Origin of the sequence: Listeria cossartiae subsp. cossartiae (assembly GCF_014224155.1) — a bacterium.
Lineage (GTDB): Bacteria > Bacillota > Bacilli > Lactobacillales > Listeriaceae > Listeria > Listeria cossartiae.
Genome location: NZ_JAASUI010000001.1, coordinates 799,888 through 823,088 on the forward strand (window position 1 = coordinate 799,888; position 23,201 = coordinate 823,088).

General features: G+C 36.0%; 17 protein-coding genes. 13 read left to right on the top strand and 4 right to left on the bottom strand.

The genetic code is table 11. The annotated features are described in order from the left end of the window. Positions 1-9: 9 nt before the first annotated feature. Positions 10-540 carry a DsbA family protein gene (locus HCJ30_RS04145; RefSeq protein ID WP_185391086.1) on the top strand — a complete coding sequence of 177 codons (531 nt, stop codon included), beginning with the start codon at positions 10-12 and terminating at the stop codon, positions 538-540. Positions 541-597: 57 nt separating this feature from the next. On the opposite strand, the gene HCJ30_RS04150 is transcribed toward HCJ30_RS04145, so the two are convergent. Both HCJ30_RS04150 and HCJ30_RS04155 read right to left on the bottom strand, forming a co-directional pair. Continuing rightward, positions 598-1,542: a magnesium transporter CorA family protein gene (locus tag HCJ30_RS04150; protein ID WP_185391087.1), complete on the bottom strand. Its 945-nt coding sequence runs from the start codon at positions 1,540-1,542 to the stop codon at positions 598-600. Positions 1,543-1,742: 200 nt separating this feature from the next. Further along, complete coding sequence (locus tag HCJ30_RS04155) at positions 1,743-2,357, bottom strand: YktB family protein (protein ID WP_185391088.1); 615 nt, start codon at positions 2,355-2,357, stop codon at positions 1,743-1,745. Positions 2,358-2,489: 132 nt separating this feature from the next. On the opposite strand from HCJ30_RS04155, the gene HCJ30_RS04160 reads away from it, so the two are divergent. The 3 genes from HCJ30_RS04160 (at position 2,490) to HCJ30_RS04170 (ending at position 6,314) form a co-directional block, all read left to right on the top strand. Continuing rightward, positions 2,490-3,263, top strand: a complete 774-nt coding sequence (locus tag HCJ30_RS04160) for an inositol monophosphatase family protein (RefSeq protein WP_185391089.1) — start codon at positions 2,490-2,492, stop codon at positions 3,261-3,263. Positions 3,264-3,454: 191 nt separating this feature from the next. Then, positions 3,455-5,293, top strand: coding sequence for a translational GTPase TypA (gene typA, locus HCJ30_RS04165; protein ID WP_185391090.1), 1,839 nt, complete (start codon positions 3,455-3,457; stop codon positions 5,291-5,293). Between the two features lie 178 nt (positions 5,294-5,471). After that, positions 5,472-6,314: a DUF5068 domain-containing protein gene (locus tag HCJ30_RS04170; RefSeq protein ID WP_260444415.1), complete on the top strand. Its 843-nt coding sequence runs from the start codon at positions 5,472-5,474 to the stop codon at positions 6,312-6,314. Between the two features lie 31 nt (positions 6,315-6,345). Here the strand turns inward: HCJ30_RS04170 and HCJ30_RS04175 are convergent, their stop codons facing one another. Beyond that, complete coding sequence (locus tag HCJ30_RS04175; protein ID WP_185391092.1) at positions 6,346-6,576, bottom strand: YlaI family protein; 231 nt, start codon at positions 6,574-6,576, stop codon at positions 6,346-6,348. A 204-nt stretch (positions 6,577-6,780) separates the two neighbouring features. Here HCJ30_RS04175 and HCJ30_RS04180 point away from each other — a divergent pair, with 204 nt between their 5' ends. From HCJ30_RS04180 to HCJ30_RS04210, 7 genes are all read left to right on the top strand, one after another. Beyond that, positions 6,781-7,062, top strand: a complete 282-nt coding sequence (locus tag HCJ30_RS04180; RefSeq protein WP_008947443.1) for an Fpa/YlaN family protein — start codon at positions 6,781-6,783, stop codon at positions 7,060-7,062. Between the two features lie 182 nt (positions 7,063-7,244). Beyond that, positions 7,245-8,447 carry an FtsW/RodA/SpoVE family cell cycle protein gene (locus tag HCJ30_RS04185; protein WP_185391093.1) on the top strand — a complete coding sequence of 401 codons (1,203 nt, stop codon included), beginning with the start codon at positions 7,245-7,247 and terminating at the stop codon, positions 8,445-8,447. Between the two features lie 277 nt (positions 8,448-8,724). Next, on the top strand, positions 8,725-12,165 hold the full coding sequence (locus tag HCJ30_RS04190) for a pyruvate carboxylase (protein ID WP_185391094.1): 3,441 nt from the start codon (positions 8,725-8,727) through the stop codon (positions 12,163-12,165). A 155-nt stretch (positions 12,166-12,320) separates the two neighbouring features. Next, on the top strand, positions 12,321-13,214 hold the full coding sequence (locus HCJ30_RS04195) for an ABC transporter substrate-binding protein (RefSeq protein WP_008947447.1): 894 nt from the start codon (positions 12,321-12,323) through the stop codon (positions 13,212-13,214). A 281-nt stretch (positions 13,215-13,495) separates the two neighbouring features. Continuing rightward, a complete protein-coding gene (locus HCJ30_RS04200) occupies positions 13,496-14,299 on the top strand; it encodes an ABC transporter permease (protein ID WP_008947448.1) in 804 nt (267 codons plus the stop codon). Positions 14,300-14,311: 12 nt separating this feature from the next. Continuing rightward, entirely contained in the window at positions 14,312-15,319 is a 1,008-nt protein-coding gene (locus HCJ30_RS04205) for an ABC transporter ATP-binding protein (RefSeq protein ID WP_185391095.1), read from the top strand. Between the two features lie 225 nt (positions 15,320-15,544). Continuing rightward, entirely contained in the window at positions 15,545-17,626 is a 2,082-nt protein-coding gene (locus tag HCJ30_RS04210; protein ID WP_185391096.1) for a GW domain-containing glycosaminoglycan-binding protein, read from the top strand. A gap of 78 nt (positions 17,627-17,704) precedes the next feature. Here HCJ30_RS04210 and HCJ30_RS04215 read toward each other — a convergent pair whose 3' ends face one another. Next, the gene (locus tag HCJ30_RS04215; protein WP_185391097.1) at positions 17,705-19,711 is read right to left on the bottom strand and encodes a DUF6270 domain-containing protein; all 2,007 of its coding nucleotides are present in this window, start codon (positions 19,709-19,711) and stop codon (positions 17,705-17,707) included. Between the two features lie 364 nt (positions 19,712-20,075). Here HCJ30_RS04215 and HCJ30_RS04220 point away from each other — a divergent pair, with 364 nt between their 5' ends. Together HCJ30_RS04220 and HCJ30_RS04225 are read left to right on the top strand one after the other, a co-directional pair. After that, positions 20,076-21,059, top strand: coding sequence for a glycosyltransferase family 2 protein (locus HCJ30_RS04220; protein WP_185391098.1), 984 nt, complete (start codon positions 20,076-20,078; stop codon positions 21,057-21,059). Between the two features lie 11 nt (positions 21,060-21,070). Further along, positions 21,071-23,173 carry a glycosyltransferase-like membrane protein gene (locus tag HCJ30_RS04225; RefSeq protein WP_185391099.1) on the top strand — a complete coding sequence of 701 codons (2,103 nt, stop codon included), beginning with the start codon at positions 21,071-21,073 and terminating at the stop codon, positions 23,171-23,173. Positions 23,174-23,201 lie beyond the last annotated feature (28 nt).

Here is a 23,201-nt window from a genome sequence, read left to right on the forward strand (position 1 = left end):
ATTTTTTTCATGGATATTAGTCAAATTAAAGCAGAAGTAGTAAAACCAGAAGTAGGAATACACGTAGGGGAAGCGTCCGCACCAGTTAAAGTGATGTCATTCGTTAACTTACGCTGTCCATTCTGTAGAGAGTGGAACGAAAAATCCCAAGATGTGCTAACAGAATACATTCAAGCGGGAAAAATCGAATTAATCATTAAACCATTTGATAAAGAAAAAGAATCATTACAACGCGGCAACGTGACGCACCGTTACTTAGATTATTCAAAACCTGTAGAAACGCGCGAAACAATTAATAAAATCTATAGCACGCAAGATGAATGGGGTAGCCTGTCGCTTCCAGAAGTTGCTACGTATATGGAAACAAAGTTAGGATTAACCGAACAAGACAATAAAGCAGCATCGGAAAAAATTGTTGCTGAAGCAAACGCGGCAAATGTAGTATTTGTACCCACTGTTATTGTGGGTGAACATATTTTTGATGAGCATATTAGCCCAGAAGAATTACGTGCCTTACTAGACGGTGAATTAGCAAAATAAAAAAAGCGAATGTATTATCCTAAAAATCTTAGGTAATACATTCGCTTTTTGCATGTTTTAAAAGAATTTCCTACGCCAGAAGACAATCGCAAGTGCTCCGGCAATTCCGAAAGCAAAACCAAGCGTAAGCATCCAAGCCATTGGTGTGTCCATAAACGGTAATTTTACGTTCATCCCGTAAAAACTAAAGACCATCGTCGGAATCGTCAAGATAATGGTAAAAGAAGTAAGGAATTTCATCACGATATTCATATTGTTGGAGATAATCGAAGCATACGCATCCATCATTCCACTTAAAATATTCGAATGAACTTCCGCCATTTCGATACCTTGACGATTTTCAATAATAACATCTTCTAGTAAATCTTGATCTTCCTCGTACATTTTAACGATATTTTGACGCATCATTTTATCTAGTACGACTTTATTTGATTTAAGGGCAGTAACAAAGTAAACCAAACTTTTTTCAATCCCCATCAAATCATATAATTGCTTATTTTTCATAGATTCATGTAGTTCTTTTTCGATTTCATCGGTTTGGCGATTCAAGCGTTTTAAGTGACGCAAGAACGTAGTCGAAATCATATACAAAATTTGCAAAGCGAACCGCGTTTTCATATGCGTATAAAAGCCTTTAATACGGTTCCGAATAAATGACTGTACAATAGAAGAATCAATCGTACAAATCGTAATAAAATAGTCTTTTGTAATAATTATCCCCATCGGAATGGTTTCAAATGAAGCGTAATGAATATCGTCTTCATCCACTACCGGAAAGTCACAGACAATTAAAACGGAATCAGAGTCGTCATCGCGTTCAATCCGGGCACTTTCATCTTTATCGAGTGGATCTTCTAAGAACTCCAAAGGGATTTCGTAGTTATCGGCAATTTTGTTAATTTCTTCGGAAGTTGGCGCAACAATATTAATCCAACAATTGCGTGTCACTTCTTCTAATTCAATTAGTTTGCCGTTTTCATCTGATTTGAAAATTTGATGCATGCTTTTTACCTCCTTTTTTAACAGGTAAATTTCACGCGGTTAGAGTTTCGTTCCCGTGAAAAATCACCTGTATGAATACTTCGATGTGGACCAGGGTCACTTGCTGTTTGCTGCTCCTTTTTCACGTTCCTCAACTCCTTCAAACCATAGTAATTCACAACTCTACCATTATACCTAGATTATAGTCATTTGTACATCTTTTATTGAAGGGCAGCCTTATAGAGCGGAATTAGCTCATCTAGCACCATTTCTGCCTCATTAATAAAGTCTTTACCCGGGGATAAATGATTATCATCCGGTAGATAAATTTTCCCAACTAAAAATTCGCCTTTTTTGACATCACGGAACCGTTTTAGCGTTGCCTCTAGTTGTCCGTCGTGCACAGGGTACGTTTTTTCTTCTGTGTGGTCTGGTGAAATAGCAAAGTTATCCGGTAAATCAGCCAGTAATTTCTTTTCTTTCAAAAAGCGATTGGCGATTTTGGCACTTTCTTCATTTTCATAAATAAAAGCAAGCCAGATAAATAAATAATTACCAAATAACCCAACTTGAAAATGAGGGTGCTTTTTATAACCACGTTTATCATGGCAAATCGCCAGCCACGTGCTTTCTGGCGGATTAACCGAACGTCTTTGGTGACGAGCAATATGTAAAAACATTTCATCGCCAAGTTTGGCACTTAGATAAGTAGTTAATTCTTCCCCAACAGCTTTAAATTTCGGTTGGATATCACTTTGAATTCCGGCCATACGCGCATCAAGCCCAGGAATTTGCATCGTTTTAAAATCTTTCTTACTAAACCCTTTAAAAGTCATCTGTTTTCCTCCTAATTTTGCATATAGTTTCATTATACGGAAGTTAAGTTCTAAGTGAAAGAATCTTGTTCTATTCAGATAATTCATTTTTGTGATAAAATAAACAAAAAGAGTGCGAAGAGGTGTGTATGCATGGACAGCGAAAAAATAGATTATTTGGCAAGGTTATGGATTATGGAAGCCGCAGCAAAAATCAAACAATCTTTTAAAGAAACATTAGATATTGATGTAAAATCCGGCCGAAATGATTTAGTAACTAATATGGATAAAGAAACAGAAGCTTTTTTTGTTAAGCAAATTAAAGAACATTTTCCAAATCATCGTTTATTTGGTGAAGAAGGAATGGCCGTCGATGTAACGGATTTAAATGGCGTTGTTTGGATTCTAGACCCGATTGACGGAACGCTTAATTTTGTCGAACAGCAGCGCGATTTTGCGATTTCCCTTGCCGTTTACGAAGACGGGGTAGGACAGCTTGCTTATATTTATGATGTATCGCGCGACGAACTATATTTCGGGGAAAAAGGAAAAGGGGCCACAGTAAACGGTAGAACGATTCCTAAAATTGATCCGGCTGTCGACCTAGCAGATGCTCTTTTAATCGCTAATATGAGCGTAACGCGAAAATTCCCAACGATGTGGGAGGCGGTCAAAGCTTCTCGCGGCTTACGTCTACACGGCGCGGCTTCACTAGAATATATGGATGTTGCGACAGGACGAGCGGGCGCCTATCTTTCAGCTAATCTAGCTCCGTGGGATATTGCGGCTGGAAAAATTATCGTCGAAGAATTAGGCGGAAAAGTGACGAGACTTAATGGCGAAAAAATCAATATGTTAGAAAAAGGAAGTTCCATCGTAGCTGCACCCAAAATTCATCAAACCTTATTAGATAACTACCTGCCTTAAAGAAAGCGCTCAACATAAAAAAAGTTATTTTCAGAAAATAAAAATCGTGCCAAATGCGCTTAGCTATGCTATAATAGGTAAGTTGATTTAAACGAGACGATAGCGACGGAGGAAAATAAATCTATTTTCCTCTTTCTTTTGGCTAATCTTCACGATAAATGTTTGGATTTTTAATTTAGGAGGAAACAAGATTGAATTTAAGAAATGATATTCGTAATGTAGCAATTATTGCCCACGTTGACCATGGTAAAACAACACTAGTAGACCAATTATTACGCCAGTCAGGCACATTCCGCGACAATGAAACAGTTGCAGAACGCGCAATGGACAACAATGATTTAGAAAGAGAACGCGGTATTACAATTTTAGCAAAAAATACAGCGATTAAGTATGAAGATACACGTGTAAACATCATGGATACACCTGGACACGCCGATTTCGGTGGAGAAGTAGAACGTATCATGAAAATGGTTGACGGTGTTCTTTTAGTAGTGGACGCGTATGAAGGTACGATGCCTCAAACACGTTTTGTACTAAAAAAAGCACTAGAACAAAACCTAACACCAATCGTTGTAGTAAACAAAATTGACCGTGACTTTGCTCGCCCAGAAGAAGTTGTTGATGAAGTATTAGAATTATTCATCGAACTTGGTGCGAACGACGATCAATTAGAATTCCCAGTTGTTTATGCTTCTGCAATCAACGGAACTTCAAGCTACGATTCCGATCCAGCAGAACAAAAAGAAACAATGAAACCACTTTTAGACACTATTATCGAACATATTCCAGCTCCAGTTGATAATAGCGACGAACCATTACAATTCCAAGTTTCATTACTTGATTATAATGACTATGTTGGTCGTATCGGTATTGGCCGTGTATTCCGCGGAACAATGCACGTAGGACAAACAGTTGCCTTAATTAAACTAGACGGTACAGTAAAACAATTCCGTGTAACAAAAATGTTCGGTTTCTTCGGACTAAAACGTGAAGAAATCAAAGAAGCAAAAGCTGGTGACTTAGTAGCGCTAGCAGGAATGGAAGACATCTTCGTTGGTGAAACAGTAACACCATTTGACCACCAAGAAGCACTACCATTATTACGTATCGATGAGCCTACACTACAAATGACTTTCGTTACAAACAACAGTCCTTTCGCTGGTCGTGAAGGTAAACACGTAACAAGCCGTAAAATCGAAGAACGCTTACTTGCGGAACTTCAAACAGACGTATCCTTACGCGTAGAACCAACTGCTTCCCCAGACGCTTGGGTAGTTTCAGGTCGTGGTGAGCTTCATTTATCCATCCTAATTGAAACAATGCGTCGTGAAGGTTACGAACTACAAGTTTCTAAACCAGAAGTAATCATCCGCGAAATTGATGGCGTGAAATGTGAACCAGTAGAAGACGTTCAAATTGATACTCCAGAAGAATTCATGGGTTCTGTAATTGAATCTATCAGCCAACGTAAAGGCGAAATGAAAAACATGATTAACGACGGCAACGGCCAAGTTCGTTTACAATTCATGGTTCCAGCTCGTGGCTTAATCGGTTACACAACTGATTTCCTTTCAATGACTCGTGGTTATGGTATTATCAACCATACATTCGATAGCTACCAACCAATCCAAAAAGGACGCGTTGGCGGACGTAGCCGTGGTGTTCTTGTATCCATGGAAACAGGTAAATCTACTACTTACGGAACAATGCAAGTAGAAGACCGTGGTACTATTTTCGTAGAACCAGGTACTGATATTTACGAAGGTATGATCGTTGGGGAAAACAATCGTGAAGGCGATATCGCTGTAAACATTGTTAAAGCAAAACAAATGACTAACATTCGTTCTGCAAACAAAGACCAAACAAACGTAATCAAAAAACCTCGTCACTTATCACTAGAAGAATCATTAGAATTCCTAAACGAAGATGAGTACTGTGAAGTAACTCCAGAATCCATCCGTTTACGTAAAAAAATTCTAAACAAAAACGAACGTGAAAAAGCAGCAAAACGTTCAAAAACTGCTGAATAAGTAACTTACAAATAAGGCCAGATAGTTTTTAAGAGATTTCCGTATCCTTTAAAAACTATTTGGCTTTTTTATGCTTTATTTTGCTAGAAAAGGGAATAAAATAATGTATTTGTAACACTATTGTAATATGAGCAGCTATTTGGTATATTAGAAGTAAGTAGAAAAGGTGGTTAGTATGATGAAAAAACGTATAATTATTCTCGCAGTATTAGTGGTACTTCTTATCGGAGGCGTTGTAGTCGGCGTTTATGCAAATGGAAACTCTGCAAAAGACAATGAAACAAAAACAACAGCTAAAAAAACCACATCTACACCAAAGAAAACAACCGACACGAAGAAAACCGAACCAACAAAAGATTCCGTAACAGATGATAAAGGCGTAGTCACAAAAGGAAGTTCAGATGTAGAAAAAAACGCACCAGCAAAAAGCAACGGTAGTTCGACAGATACATCGACACCAGCCTTCTCGTTATCTGCCACAGGATTCAAAACATCCAATGTATCTTCTGTTCTAGGTGGTACAGTCACAACAACTTATTTATCAAGTTCTCCTTCATTCGAAAAAATCTTTGAGTATTTAACCATTGAAGTTAATCAATACAAAGTAGAACATGTTGTTGGAGCTAATAAATCCGTTAGTGCCAGTAATCCAGAAAGTTATTTAGCAAACAAAAATGGCTATGTTATCACATTAGATCTCTCCATTAAAAATACGTCTTCCAAAGATAAAATGTATAAAGCAGACCAAATTACACTAGTTGGCGCCAATGAATTCGTTGGAGGAAGCCTAGATAATTTTGTCCCTTCTAATTTCCATCTTATTGGAAGTAAAGCTGATCCGAACATTTTCACCGCTGGAAAAACAGCTCGTGGACTATTAACTTTCACAATGACAGAAGATGTATACAACGATTTAGCAGCTGACTCAAAAATCGGCGTTCCAAACCCTGATAAATTTGATGCAAGCGTTTCTGCAGCTAATGCAGGCGATGATGTTGTTGTTACCTTCCCAGTAAAATAGAAAAAATCCGCCCGTTGAATGGGCGGATTTTTTATTTTGCATTACCTTCTATTAAATTCTTTAACTCACTATTCGACATTACTACTGGTTTATGAAAATTGAAATGGCCAGAATTAACGCGACTGATAGTATTAATAGCTACTCGATGTTCACATTCAGGACATAAATACATTCTAATAGGTTTATTGCGTAATTGTTTCGTTTTAAATTCGCGATTGTCTAGCTCATCTACACTTTCGCATAAGATACATTTTGCATTCAATTTATCTTCACCTCACACAAGTATTATAGCATGATTATCAAAAAAGGCGAGTAAAAGTGAATTTTTCAAAAATTTTAGTTCAATCGTGCTTGCGTGGCTTACAAATTATGCTATACTATTATTATCTAGTATTAACTTTTACTTAAGGTTTTCCTTAAGATGAAAATAAAGCGCTATTTTTGGCGTATGATAGGGGGTTCTGTGATGGCAAACAAAAAGATAGATCACAGAGAAGAGGCAGTGGAGCTTTTAAAACAAGACGCAAAACGCATCTTACAGTTGATTAAAGTCCAAATGGATAATCTAACATTACCGCAATGTCCAGCATATGAGGAAGTTCTTGATACACAAATGTATGGTTTATCACGTGAAATCAACTTTGCAACCCGCCTAGGATTAATCGAACCAGAAGAAGGCAAGAAACTAATGTCTACGCTGGAAAAAGAATTGTCCGCTTTACATGAACTGTCCATGAGTAAAAAATAATGAATTAATTGAAAAGATGTCTGATTTTTTCTGACATCTTTTTTTGTTTGGTAGGAAAAAGGCTAAAAAATGAGCCAAAAGAAGGAGGCGATTCTTCTTTTCATTTGCCGGTCTTTTCCTTTATAATAGAAAGAACAGAAAACAAGATGGGATAGTAACTTCTCAGGGATTGGAAGATGCCGATGTTTAAACGAATTTTAAAATCTTATGATTATGCCTTTATTGCGTTATTTGTCGTGCTATGTTTATTTGGCTTGATTATGATTTATAGTGCCAGCTGGTCTTTAGCGATTGGTAAAGGGTTGCCAGCAGATTATTTTTATGCACGTCAAGTAAAGAACTTTATAGTTAGTTTTATTTTCTTTATTCTTTTCGCTCTTTTACCTTTTAAAATTTATCAAAATAATAAAGTGTTAATGTTAATTGTATTTGGTTCAATTGGTGTGTTATTACTTATTTTCTTAGTTGGTAAAACTGTAAATAATGCCAATAGTTGGCTTGTTCTAGGGCCTCGTTCGCTGCAACCAGGGGAATTTGCTAAATTAGCAGTCATCATTTATATGTCGGCCATTTATGCGAAGAAACAAAGTTATATAGATGATTTTAACCGCGGTGTCTTGCCGCCAATTTTCTTTTTAGCCTTTGTATGTTTCTTAATTGCGATTCAACCAGATACAGGGACGGCGTTTATTATTTTCTTAGTTGGTTGTTGTATTATTATTGCTTCTGGAATGCGACTCCGAACAATTATGAAATTGATTGGGATAGGGCTAGGCATTATTGTCGGTCTCAGCCTCATTTTGTTTGCATTACCTGACAACATCAGAAATGAAATTGTTTCTCCAACAAAAGTAGCTCGGATTACAACCTTTATGAATCCGTTCGAATATGCCGATAAAGAAGGGCATCAGTTGATTAATTCGTTTTATGCGATTGGTTCTGGTGGCGTTTCTGGGCAAGGCCTCGGGGAAAGTGTGCAAAAACTAGGTTACTTACCGGAAGCGCATACCGATTTCATCATTGCTGTCGTGGCAGAAGAATTAGGTGTATTCGGTGTGATGTTTATTATTTTGGCGCTGTTCTTCATTATTTTTAAAACAATCACAACTGGGCTCAGGGCGAAGGATCCATTTGCCTCATTAATGTGTTATGGTATTGCCAGTTTGATTGCGATTCAAGCGTTTATTAATTTAGGTGGCGCGAGTGGGCTTATTCCGCTGACGGGGGTAACGCTTCCGTTTATTAGTTATGGTGGTTCGTCCTTAATGGTACTATCGATGATGCTTGGTATTGTAGCAAATATATCGATGTTTACTAAATATCAACGTGTCTATAAATCAGATGGCTCCAAACAAGAGCAACCTAAGCGACAAAGAAGACGATAAATGACGAAAGAAAAAGCGAGTTAAGTGGCTTTTTCTTTTTTTGTTTAGCCGCATGTTTTTGGCGTTTTACCGCCAGTTTATTCGTGTTTTCGATATTGTTTTAAATATTTAGAAAGAAAATAATTTACATCTGATGGTATTTAATACTATAATTGAATTTATATACCGTTTTACAGCCTAAAAAAAGGGGATTGCTTTTAAAGTCTACATAATCGTTTCATCCGTTTAGGCAACGTATCAAGTATAGAACAGATCAGTGTTGGTTAGGAGGAAAAAAATGAATCGAATTAAAAAAGTATTAGTAGCAAACCGCGGAGAGATTGCTATCCGTGTTATGCGTGCATGTACTGAACTCAAAATCAAAACAGTGGCTATTTATTCACAAGAAGATACTGGAAGTTTTCACCGGTATAAATCAGATGAAGCTTATCTGGTTGGAGCAGGGAAAAAGCCTATTGATGCGTATCTAGATATCGAAAACATAATCGAAATTGCTAAAGAATCTGGTGCAGACGCGATTCATCCGGGATATGGTTTCTTGTCCGAAAACATTGAATTTGCTCGTCGTTGTGAGCAAGAAGGCATTATTTTCGTTGGTCCTAAATCTAAACACCTAGATATGTTTGGCGACAAAATCAAAGCAAAAGAACAAGCTCTATTAGCTGATATTCCAGTAATTCCGGGAAGTAATGGACCGGTTGCTGGCATTAAAGAAGTAGAAGAGTTCGGCGAGAAAAACGGTTACCCATTAATGATTAAAGCTTCTCTTGGAGGCGGCGGTCGTGGTATGCGTGTCGTTGAATCAAAAGAACATGTTAAAGAAAGCTTTGAACGTGCATCCTCAGAAGCAAAAGCTGCATTCGGAAACGATGAAGTATACGTAGAAAAATGCGTAATGAATCCGAAACATATCGAAGTACAAATTCTTGGTGATACGCATGGTAACATCGTTCATTTATTCGAGCGTGATTGTTCCATTCAACGTCGTCATCAAAAAGTAGTAGAAGTAGCTCCGTGTAATGCGATTACTTCTGAACTACGTAACCGTATTTGCGATGCTGCAGTAAAATTAATGAAAAACGTTGATTACATTAATGCTGGAACAGTAGAATTTTTAGTTGAAGGCGATGATTTTTACTTTATCGAAGTAAATCCTCGTGTCCAAGTAGAGCATACAATTACTGAAATGATTACAGGGATTGATATCGTTCAATCACAATTATTCATTGCGGATGGTTATGCGCTTCATGATCAACTAGTTGCTATTCCTAAGCAAGAAGATATCCATATTCACGGTTCTGCTATTCAAAGCCGTATTACAACCGAAGATCCACTTAATAACTTTATGCCAGATACTGGTCGAGTAGATACGTATCGTTCCACAGGTGGATTTGGTGTTCGTTTGGATGCTGGTAACGGTTTCCAAGGAACAGTCGTTACACCGTTTTATGATTCCTTACTTGTAAAATTATGTACTTGGGGAATGACCTTTGAGCAAGCAACGCGCAAAATGCGTCGTAACCTTATTGAATTCCGTATCCGTGGCGTTAAAACGAATATTCCTTTCTTATTGAATGTTGTTCGTCATCCGGATTTCGCAAGTGGTAATTACAATACAAGCTTTATTGATACAACGCCAGAACTATTCAAATTCCCACATATCCGTGACCGTGGTACGAAAACGTTACGTTATATCGGGAATGTAACAGTCAATGGCTTCCCAGGAATCAAGCATCGTGACAAACCTGTTTATGCAGAGCCACGTTTGCCGAAAATTCCGTACGGTTCGCAAATCGCTCCTGGAACAAAACAAATTTTGGATGCTAAAGGTCCAGAAGGCGTTGTCGACTGGGTTAAAAAACAAGAAGAAGTACTCTTAACAGATACAACACTTCGGGATGCGCACCAATCGTTACTTGCGACACGTGTTCGCTCGAAAGATATTTTCCAAGTAGCGGATTCAATGGCACATTTATTACCAAATATGTTCTCCTTTGAGATGTGGGGCGGCGCGACTTTTGACGTGGCTTATCGTTTCTTAAATGAAGATCCTTGGGTGCGCCTAGAAACGCTTCGTAAACAAATTCCAAACGTTATGTTCCAAATGTTACTTCGCGGCGCTAATGCAGTCGGATATAAAAACTATCCTGACAACGTTATCCGTGAATTCGTTAAGCAATCTGCACAATCCGGTGTCGATGTATTCCGCGTGTTTGACAGCTTAAACTGGATTAAAGGTATGGAAGTGTCCATTGATGCTGTTCGTGAAGCAGGCAAGGTCGTAGAGGCTGCTATCTGCTATACAGGAGATATCGATGACGACTCAAGAACAAAATATACGATTGATTACTATAAAGATATGGCAAAAGAGCTCGTTGCTCAAGGTACGCATATCCTAGGAATCAAAGATATGGCTGGTCTTTTAAAACCACAAGCGGCATACCGTTTGATTGGTGAATTAAAAGATACCGTAGATGTTCCAATTCACCTTCATACACATGACACAAGTGGTAACGGTATTTATACTTACGCTGCAGCAGTCAGTGCCGGCGTTGACATTGTGGACGTGGCATCAAGTGCGATGAGTGGGGCTACAAGCCAACCAAGTATGACTGGTCTTTATTACGGATTAGTGAATGGTAACCGTCAAACGAATTTAGACGCGCAAAATTCCCAAATCATCAATCATTACTGGGAAGATGTTCGTCACTATTATAAAGACTTTGACAATGCACTTAACTCTCCACAAACAGAAGTATACATTCACGAAATGCCAGGCGGTCAATATACGAACCTTCAACAACAAGCCATTGCTGTTGGACTTGGCGATCGTTGGGACGAAGTGAAAGAAATGTATACAGTCGTAAATAAAATGTTTGGTGATATCGTAAAAGTAACACCTTCTTCCAAAGTTGTTGGCGACCTTGCACTATTTATGGTTCAAAATGAATTATCCGAAGAAGATGTATACGAAAAAGGAGATACCATCGATTTCCCAGATTCCGTTATCGAATTCTTTATGGGGGAAATTGGTCAACCGTACGGCGGCTTCCCAGAAAAACTTCAAAAACTAGTACTCAAAGGACGCACACCACTTACAGATCGTCCAGGCGCTTTAATGGAGCCAGTTGATTTTGCTGAAGTTAAAGCAGAATTAAAAGAAAAAATGGGTTATGAACCGACAGAAAAAGATGTCATTTCCTACATTTTATATCCAAAAGTGTTCCTAGATTATCAAGAAATGATCAATAAATATGGTGATGTAACAGTCCTTGACACACCGACATTTTATAAAGGTATGCGCTTAGGTGAAACCATTGAAGTAGAACTTGAAAAAGGAAAAATTCTTTTAATCAAACTAAATTCAATCGGCGAACCAATTGCGGATGGCACACGCGTTATCTATTTTGAATTAAATGGACAACCTCGTGAAATTAACATCCAAGATATGAACGTTCAATCTACCGTTATTGCACGCCGTAAGATCGACACAACGAACCCTGAACACGTTGGAGCAACAATGACAGGTTCAGTCATTCAAGTAGTCGTGAAAAAAGGCGACTCTGTGAAAAAAGGTGATCCACTATTAATCACAGAAGCAATGAAAATGGAAACAACGATTCAAGCGCCATTCGATGGTGAAGTCAGCAGCATTTACGTGTCTGATGGCGATACAATTGAATCAGGTGATCTATTAATTGAAGTAAACAGAATTTAAAAAAACATAACTAATTAACGGGTGGGAATATGACGCTAATTTAAAGTAGCAAACTTTAAAAATCGAAAGTTTAAACGTAGCAAAAAGACGTTTCTTTTCGAATTACTTAGCGCTATATTTACACCCGTTTTTTCTAAAAAAAGGAGAACTTACACATGAAATGGTTTAAAGGAATTGCCGTAGTTTTATTACTTGCTATCTTAACTGCTTGCGGGAATACTGAAACAAAGGCACCAGAAGAGAAAACAGAGAAAATCGAAGTAAAAGACGCAACTGGAGCAACAATCACATTAAAAGAAGCACCAACAAAAATCGTTTCATTAATGCCGAGTAATACAGAAATTTTATTTGCATTAGGTTTAGGTGATAAAGTAAAAGGCGTTACTGCTTACGATGATTATCCAAAAGAAGCACAAAAAGTAGAAAAAGTAACTTCTACAGGTGTTGATACAGAAAAAATCATCGCGATTAAACCAGACTTAGTTCTTGGTCACGAATCTATGCTTGCAACAGAAAAAGACGCATATCAATTATTAAAAGATGCAGGAATCAACGTATTTATCGTTCCTGATGCAACAGATTTAAAAGCAGCAGAAAAATCAATTGCAACAGTTGGTGAATTGACTGGAAAAGAAAAAGAAGCAAAAGAAGTAACAGACTCAATGGAAGAACAAAAAGCAGCCATTGAAAAGAAAGCAAAAGAACTAAAAACATCTCCAAAAGTTTGGATTGAAATTAGTCCTGATTTATACACAGCAGGTAAAGGAACATTTATGAACGAAATGTTAGAACTTGCTGGTGGTACGAATATCGTTACAGAAACAGGTTTTATTCCTTACAATGAAGAAAAAGTAGTAGAACTAAAACCAGATATTATTTTATCTGTATATCCTGACGCAAAAGCAACTATCCAAAAACGTGCGGCATGGAAAGATATCCCAGCTGTTAAAAACGATAAAATCTATGAAATGGATGCGAATAAATTAAGCCGTCCAGGACCAAGACTACTTGAAGGAGCAGCAGATATTCAAGCCGTTCTTGGAAACTAATTCCTCAAAAATTGTAGATGAAGCTTTACAAAAAATGACTTTTAAGGTAATTTAACATAGGGTGGATTTTTTACTAAACAGTATTAGTAAAGCAATTTACCAAATAAGCAGAGCTATTTACACTTAGAAGATCATGCATAAACAGCAAGAATACGGCAACTTAGACGACAAATAATACAAACAAGGTGTTCGTGGTTTTAAGTGGAGGAGTTGCCTATAAAAGAATAGTGAGCTGAATCTGGTTTTTAAAACCATATTATTTTTCGGGAAGAAGTGTTTTTGTGAAACAGGTTATGGAAGTTATTAAAGAGCAAATTAAAAATTTACCAATGATATTTCGCATTGCGCGCTATGAAGATAAGGCTACATATCAAAGCCATTATTTAGGACTAGCATGGCAGATTTTAAATCCATTAATTCAAATTGCTATTTACTACTTTGTATTTGGATTTGGGATGAATGCAAAATCTGGCTCGGATGCAAGTTATATTGAATGGATGCTAGCCGGAATTATTCCTTGGTTCTTTATTAGTGCGGTTATTTTACAAGGTGCGAATAGTATTTATAATAAAATAGGCATGGTTTCAAAAATGAATTTTCCAATGAGTATTTTACCTAACATCACGATTGTTTCTAATTTAACAAGCTACTTCACGATGATGGTAATTTTACTCGGTTTACTTGCGATTAATGGGACTCCGGTTACTATTTATTGGGGCCAATATTTGTATTATTTTGTAGCGATGATTGCGTTTTTGTTTAGTGTTACCTTGTTTAACGCAACAATCAGCGTGTTAGTAAGAGACTATTATATTATGTTGCAGTCTGTTATGCGCGTGCTTTTCTACGTAACAGGTATTGTTTGGAATTTGGAAACAATGTTGCCGCAGTGGCTAGTAGATTTACTCAAATTAAACCCAATTTACTATGTTGTTAATGGTTTTAGAGAAACTTTCTTAATGAATAGAGGCTTCTGGGAATCGCCATCATACACGATGTATTTCTGGTTAATCACACTGACATTACTGTTCGTTGGTGCGACACTACACATGAAATTCCGCGAACGTTTCGTGGATTATTTATAGGAGGTTAGACAGATGGGTAAAAATATCAAAGTATCATTTAAACATGTGTCGAAGGAATATGACCTCTATCAAAATAAATCCGATAAGATAAAAGGCTTGTTTATGCCGAAAAGTCAAAAAATGCAATCCTTTTGGGCTTTACGAGACGTATCTTTTGATATTCATGATGGTGAAACAGTAGGGCTTATTGGGATCAATGGTTCAGGTAAGTCAACGATATCGAGTATTATGTCAGGCGTTATTCCTCCCACACAAGGGGAAGTTATTATCAATGGAGAAACTTCTTTAATCGCCATTGCAGTAGGTCTAAAAGGGCCGCTTACAGGATATGAAAATATTCGCTTAAAATTACTTATGCATGGTATGAAAAGTTCTCAAATTAACAAACTGATGCCAAGTATTATCGAATTTGCTGATATTGGTGATTTTATTAATCAACCAATTAAAAACTATTCAAGCGGGATGCGTTCTCGTTTAGGTTTTGCGATTTCGGTACACACAAATCCAGACATTTTAGTCATCGATGAGGCATTATCTGTAGGTGACCAGACTTTTTATGAAAAATGTGTAGCTAAAATTAATGAATTTAAAGCTCGCGGGAAAACTATTGTCTTCGTCAGTCACTCGCTTGGGCAAGTAAAAAGCTTATGTGACCGAATTATTTGGATGCACCACGGTGAAATAAGAGAAATGGGCACAGCACAAGAAGTTGCTCAAAAATACGACGAGTTCGTCAAATGGTTTAATAAACAACCAAATGATTACAAGAAAAAATATCAAAAAGAACATAAAGAATATCAAAAAGCACCACAGAAAAAGGTTTATCCAAACCCAAATGCCAATAAATACCGGCTAACCATGTTTGATAAAATATTTTTAACGATACTAATTGCATTGACTGTGCTATTTGGGACGTTAGTAGCGACAGGGAAATCCTTTAAAGGTCTAATTAGTGAAGGATCCACGAACCAAATCGAACAAGTAGCTCATGTGGCTCATAAAGATTTAAAACTGAAGTAATAAAAAACTTTCAAAGGCTAGCTAGTCTTTGAAAGTTTTTTTATGCAGAATTTGAAGAAGTAAAGCATTTTTGCGTAAAATGATGTAGAAAATTTGTCTAAATAATTAACAAATGCCTGATTAAAATCTTTTTCCTTGGTTTTGTAATGAATCTGTAACTTACGATGGCATAAAGTTTGGTAAAATATAGGACAGTAAAACAATTTAAGGAGTGGTTGGAGAATAATGATAAATAAAAAGTGGATGAAAATTGTAATGATTCCAATGTTAGTTGTCCCAATGTACGGTTTGACAACGGCTGGCGGACAATTACAAGATTCATTAACTGGGAAAAATTCCTTCGTAAAAGACGCTGAAGCTGCTACAACAGCATCACAACAAGCGTTCATCGACAAAATAGCCCCTGCTGCACAGGCATCTCAAGAACAATATCATCTTTTGTCTAGTATAACTTTAGCTCAAGCAATTTTAGAATCTGGTTGGGGGAAAAGTGGACTTGCTACAAAAGGTTATAATTTATTTGGTATCAAAGGGAAATACAACGGCCAATCTGTTATCATGACAACTTCTGAATATGTCAACGGTGAGTGGATTAGAATTGACGCTGAGTTCCGTAAGTATCCTAGTTGGAATGAATCGGTAACTGACCATACACTTTTATTAGTGAATGGAACTTCTTGGAACAAAAACTTATATAAAAAAGTAGTCGATGCAACGGACTATAAAGTAGCTGCCATGGAACTTCAAAAAGCAGGATATGCAACTTCTCCAACATATGGTGCTAGTTTAATCCAAGTTATTGAAAACTATGATCTAGCCAAATATGATGTTTTATACGATAAAATTCTTACTCAAAAATCCACTTCTGGAAAAGCGACTGTTACAAGTCCAACAGGAAATGGCGTTTGGACGTTACCGTATAAAGTGAAAGGTGTGCAATCTGTAAGCCCAGCTAGCACATACGCTGATAAGGATATCGATTTAGTGTCGGTTGCGACAACAAAAAGAGGTACGTACTATCAATTTAAATACAATGGTAGAGTAATTGGTTGGGTGGATGCAAAAGCACTAACTATTTACGATAGCGTTAATTACGATAATGTAAACGTTGGGCGTGCTAAAATCACATCGCCTGTAAGCAATGGTATTTGGTCTAAACCATACAATGTTTATGGAAGAGAATTTGTCACAAATGCGACAACGTATGCACAACAAGAAATTAAACTGTTACGTGAAGCACAAACAGCAAAAGGAACCTATTACCAATTTAGCATTAATAATAAAACTATTGGTTGGATTGATAAGAGAGCACTTACTATCTATCCATATGATTCAATCGTTTCAAGTAAAAATGTAAATCTTGATGGACAAATTACTGATCCAGTAGGAAATGGTATCTGGACAAAAGCATATAAATTGGAAGGTACCGCTTCTGTAGCACAAGCAACTAAATATGCGAATAAAGATGTAAAAATTAGCCAACAAGTAGAAACACAACATGGCACATATTACAATATCAGCATTGATGGCACAGCAATCGGTTGGCTAGATCAAAAAGCGATTACACTTTACGATCAAGCTGAATATAATAAAACAGTTGCATTAGATGCCGCAGTAAGAAATGTGAGCGGTAATGCGGTGTGGACAGAACCATATCGTACAGCTGGCACCAAATTAATCGGACCAGCAGAAACTTACTTGAATAAAGAAGTGGAAATTGTACGTGAAGCAAAAACGCCAAAAGGGACGTACTACCAATTTAAATCTGGTGGTAAAGTAATCGGTTGGCTAGACCAAAAAGCTTTCGAAGTATATGACAATGTTATTTACAATAAAGCAGTTAATTTAGACGCTGTCGTTGAAAACGTAACTGGTAATGCAGTTTGGACAACTCCTTATAAGAGTAAGGGTGTTAAACTAGTTACTTCAGCAGCGACATACGAAGGTGAAACAGCTAAAATAACTCGTGAAGCGCAAACAAGTAGAGGAACATACTATGAGTTTAGTGTTGATGGTAAAATCATTGGCTGGTTAGATAAAAAAGCTTTTGATGTTTATGATTCGATTGAGTATAATAAGGCAATTAATATGACTGGACTACTGAGCAATGCACCAGGTAATGGTATCTGGACAGAGCCGTATAGAGTCATCGGTACAAAAAACATTGGACAAGCAACAACTTATGCGAATAAAACTGTACAGCTAGTGCGTGAAGCAAAAACTTCTCGTTCTACTTACTATCAAGTGAGTCTAAATGGAAAAGTTATTGGCTGGATTGATAAACGTGCTTTTACTAATGTTAAATAATTAAAATAAACCGCCTCCAATTATGGAGGCGGTTTTTTGATAGAAAAAAATAGAGCGGGAAATCCGCTCTATTAAAATTTATGATTTTGTAATGTATATAAGTTCTTTCAAGAAATCTTTGTAGTATGGAGATTCAAAATGAGAGAATGAATGACCAAATGGATAGTTGAAATCGCCGATATATGGTTTCTTAGAAAAATCAATAACTTGAGCTTCAGGGAGTTTCATTAAGAAATAGTTGTTTAAACGATCCCAAAAGTAATTATTTCTTTCAATTGCCATTTTATTTTTGTACTCAACAACTGCTCGGTTTTTTGCGTAGTAGGAAGTTGTAAAGCCGCCTTTGTTTAAGATGATCCGATCTGCTGGAATAATTTCTGTCAGCTTTTCGATAAATAAATCAGCATAGCCTTTCCATTCTTCAAAGAAAGCTTCGTTATCAATATGATCTGAAATTCTTTCGAAAGGTAAGTCATTTAGCAATTGACTTTGTTCTACTACATAAGACATTGTGACTGCTGTTTCATTATCGACCCACATAACCGGTCGGATTACATCAGGATATAAATCGATTAAGAAATAGTCAGAATTAGATTTTCTTAAGTTAGTGAAAAAATCTTTTTTCCAATCTTCTGCTACTGTAGTTCGTTCATTTTCCGACATATCATCGTATTTCTTTAAGTTAATTCCAGCATATGGTTTCGTCATCACACTAATGATAGAAGAGTGGAATTGTGTAAAGCTACATTCGAAAAATGCTTTATAATCTGGATTGAAGAAAGGGGATGAATTAAAAGCATTACGACTGAAACAAGTTCCCATAACAGCAATTCTAGTCACATCTGGTTTAATTTTAGGAGCAACAATTGTATAACAAGATAAATTGTTTAAACCATTACGAGTCATTTTAGCTTTAAATTGTTTGTTTGCAATATCAAAGTAATCGCATGAACTAAAATCAATGGTATCATTTGCTAAAACAGGTAAATCGGGCGTATTGGGGCCGCGAAGATAGAAATCCCAAGTAGTATCCGCCTTATTTACAGGGCCAGCTAAGAAATCTTTTTTATCAATACGAACGGAGTACTTCGATAACCCTTTTTTTAGTGGCCAAACTTGTTCAATATTATATTCAAACGTATTCGCTTTTTTGTCGCGGCGTTTAGCAACAAGTTGACTCTCGGCAAAATGTCTTTCTAATTTAAATTGTAGTGTTATGGAACTATTACTTTCACTAAGTTGGTGTAAGCTAACTAACCCTTGCAAGTTCTTTTTAAAATAAAATGACAATCTATTAGATCCTGTTACATACGATCTTAAAGAAGCAAAAAGAGGCGCAGCTATTTCTATTTCTTTTGGAATAGCGGATTTCATGTCAGGGTTAATGGATAAGAATGTAGGGATACTTTTTTTCATGTCAGTGGACGAGATGTCAATTAGAACATCAAGTACATTATTAGCATCCACTAGAAAACTTGGTGACAACTCTTTAACAGGGATAGAGAAATCCACTGTATTATCATTTATTATACCTAAATCGAATTCTTGTTTTTGTTCATGAAATAAATAAAAACTAGCATTAGGTCGGCGTTTAAAAACTAATTTTGCTTGAAAAAGACCATTTGTAAGGGAAGGATCGATTTTCAGACTTCCGGCCATTGTATCTTCACTCAATGAAAAATTCTCTAATGAAGAGGAAAGATCCATTGGTTTACTAATTAAGGTTAGCACACCTTCTGGGAATTCAAACTGATATTGATAAAGAGAATTAGTTGGCTGGAACGGTTTATTTACAATTGGACCATCTGTAGTCAAGTGAGTGTAAGGGTAATTACCATTAACTTTGAACTTCCAGGCAGTTTCTCGGTCTGCAAGAGATAGCTTAGCAAGTTCAGTAATAGAAATAACGGCAGTAAATGAATTTCCGTTTTGCTCAAAAGGAATGCTTAACTTTTGCTCAGGATGTTTATATTCGCGTAGTTCATTGTAATAAGCTTGGATGCTGTTTATTTTCCCATCAGCATAACCAGATATTTCCCATGTTTCAGATTCAGTTAACTGAATTTCCTTTATAAAATATTTCATCTTTATCTCCTTAAAGTTTAATTATCATCATCATGTTTATTTTAGCATATAATAATAAATTTCCCTACAAAAATTAACAAAAGATTAATGCCTCTTGTATACTTATAAAAATTAGTTAGTGGCTTTATTTCTTGCTATAAAACAAATGGCTATTTTAGCATCAAAAAATAGATTTTGCTTGGATTAGAAATAGCTGTATTAATCATTTTTGTCTCAAAAAGTAGTACAAGGATTTTTATTGTTCATTTTTTCATATTTATAAGGCTAATTTTTTGCATAGATAGTTGATAAACTGTTGTAAATAAGATATGCTGTAGATACTGAATTTTATAGAATAGCATATCAGTAAGGGGTTGTAGTGAGATTGGAAAAACCATTTTTAACAGTTGTGGTGCCTTGTTATAATGAAGAGGAAGTTCTAAGTGAGAGCGTGACACAACTAACAAACATTATACAAAAATTAGTGATGAGTGAATCAATCAGCGACAAAAGTCAGATTATGTTCGTAGATGATGGAAGTAAAGATAGAACTTGGGAACTTATACAACAATACTCAGAATCAAATGAACATGTTTCTGGATTAAAATTAAGTCGTAATTACGGACATCAAGGAGCTTTGCTTGCAGGACTAACGGAAGCACACGCATATTCTGATTGTGTGGTATCTATTGATGCGGATTTACAAGATGATGTGAATGCAATTATTGAGTTCATAGAAAAATACCATGAAGGCTTTGATGTTGTTTATGGTGTACGCGACAAACGAGACACAGACACTTACTTTAAACGAAATTCAGCGTTAGCTTTCTATAGAATTATGAGTAAACTAGGGGTTAATATGGTTCCGAATCATGCGGACTATCGATTACTTAGTAAACGAGCATTGACCGAATTTTTACGTTATAAAGAAGAAAATATGTTTATCCGCGGTATTGTGCCGTTATTAGGATTTAAATCAACGAAAGTCTTCTATAATAGAAATGAACGATTTGCTGGTGAATCCAAATATCCATTAAAGAAAATGGTGTTATTTGCTGTTGACGGGATTACTTCTTTCAGTGTTGCGCCTATTCGATTATTATTAGTTCTTGGATCCGTTATTTTTATGATAGGTGTAGTCATGGGTATTTATGCCATCGTTCAAAAAATTGTTGGTGCAGTCGTGCCTGGTTGGACTTCTTTAATTGTTTCGCTATGGTTAATTGGCGGTATTCAATTAATTGGTATAGGTGTACTAGGTGAATACATTGGAAAAATCTTCAAACAAGTCAAAGAACGTCCTCGCTTTACGATAGAGGAAAATGTTTTTGAAACGAAATGTAAGGAAAATAAAATCAACGAGAGATAGGTGTAAAGAAAGTGAAGAATAGGTTAGCTTATATTTTTAATGCGTTTTTTATACTTATTTTTGGTTACTTACTTTGCATAAGCATTTTTAAACCGCAAGATATTAGTTTTAATCATCCGAGTATATTTATAATTTTTAGTGCTGCGGCGCTTTTAGTTCTTATTGGGCTTTACCAGTTATCAACTAGATTGAATACAAAAGGAGATGGTGTAATAACCATCTTTTTGGTGATTATGATTATATTAACCCAAATATATTTGCTATTTTCCTTGCAAATGGATTCTTTTGCGGATGCATTTGTCATCAAAGGTGAGGCGCTTAATATGCTTGCTAACGGCGGGCATGCGACGGAGCAAAATTATTTCTTAATGTATCCTAATAATGTATTTATAACTATAATTCGATACTGGTTATACTCTTTTGGTGGGACACTGGGTATTACTAATACGTATTTAATAGAAAGTGTTTTCTTATTTATTTGTATGAACATAACGATATTCGTATTGTTTTGGATTGTTCGTAAAGAAAATGGTAACAAGTTTGGGAATATTTATTTGTTAATTGTGCTATTTTGTGTACCATTGCTTGGTTATATTTGGTATTTTTATACGGATACACTTGTATTACCTTTTACTGCACTTATTGCGCTATTTTATTACTTATATACGAAAAATAATAAGTGGTGGTACTTTATTATTATTGGACTATTGTTCGCGATAGGGTATCAAATTAAGCCGAATATAATAATTTTACTTCCAGCAATGTTGATTCATCTATGCTTTATAAGAAATTGGCGAAAAATTATTTTGAATGCGGTTGTTTTAATGGTTTGTTTTTTCGGTTTGGGCACAGCCTTTACGCCAATTGCAGAGAGTTATGGCTTTGAGAAAGATTCAACGATAGAATTTCCGCAAACACATTGGCTTATGATGGGGCTTGGTGATCCTGCTGGACGATATAATCGAGATGATGTCATTTATACTACTGAGTTTAAAACAATAGAAGAAAAGAAAGAAGCTAATATCGAAAAGATTAAAGAGCGAATTGAGGAGCACGGACCACTTGGTTTAGTGAAACTTTTTGATAATAAAATGCTAAATACATGGACGGATGGAACACGTGCTTATAAAATTTATATTAATTCAGCGTTAAACTATTCGACGCCATACGATTATTTCTTTGGAGATAAGCAAATTGTGACAGAATTGCCTGCTCAAATGTTCCATATCATCAATTTATTATTAATTTGTTTAGGTGCTTTACGCTTTTATAAGAAAAGGGAATTCGATATGTCCTTTTTCGTCAATATTGCACTGGTTGGTGTTTGGCTGTTCCATTTATTCTGGGAAGCAAATCAACGTTATATTATGTTTATTACGCCACTGATGATTTTGTCCTCTATCTATGGATTTAAATTTATAGTAGAATCATTATATACGAAGAAATTTGACTTAAAAAAAGGATTGAGAAAAAGCTTTTTAATTGTTACTTTCGTTGTATTTTTACTGAGTACGGTCATTTTTGCTTATATCGGAAATACCGTTGCTGGACAAACGCAGGATGTAAGTAAATATCTTGTGAAACAAAGCTATGCCCATGTCGAGCTTGCGGTCAATAGTAAGCAAATTGTTAAGCAAACTTTTGAAGCTAATGAAGCATTCAATACAGTTCAATTAGCTATTCTAAAAGCACCATACGTGGATAGTAAGTATCGGATAAAGATAATTAATAAAAAGAATAAAAAAGAAGTTTACAATGAAGTAATAGATGGCTCAGAATTTGTAGAGGCTGAAAATTATACTGTCAATGTAAACGAAAAGCCAAAAGGTAAAACAGAATATGTTATTGAAGTCTATCAAGTGGAAAATAAAAACCCTAAAGAACCGTTGATTTTAGGTACTTATCTATCGAAAACAGTGGATCTTTATCCATATGGAGCGCTTTACATTAAGGGTAAAGCAAGAGAAAAACAAGATATCGGCTTTAGTGTTTCGAACGTTGCTTCTGAGCCGATAATACCGAAATATGTATCTATTATGCTTGATTTAGGTGTTATAATTATTTTTGCAGGAACATATTATGTGTTTAGAAGAAAAGCAGAAGACAATGGATGACATATATTTTGAATTGGGGAGAGTCTAT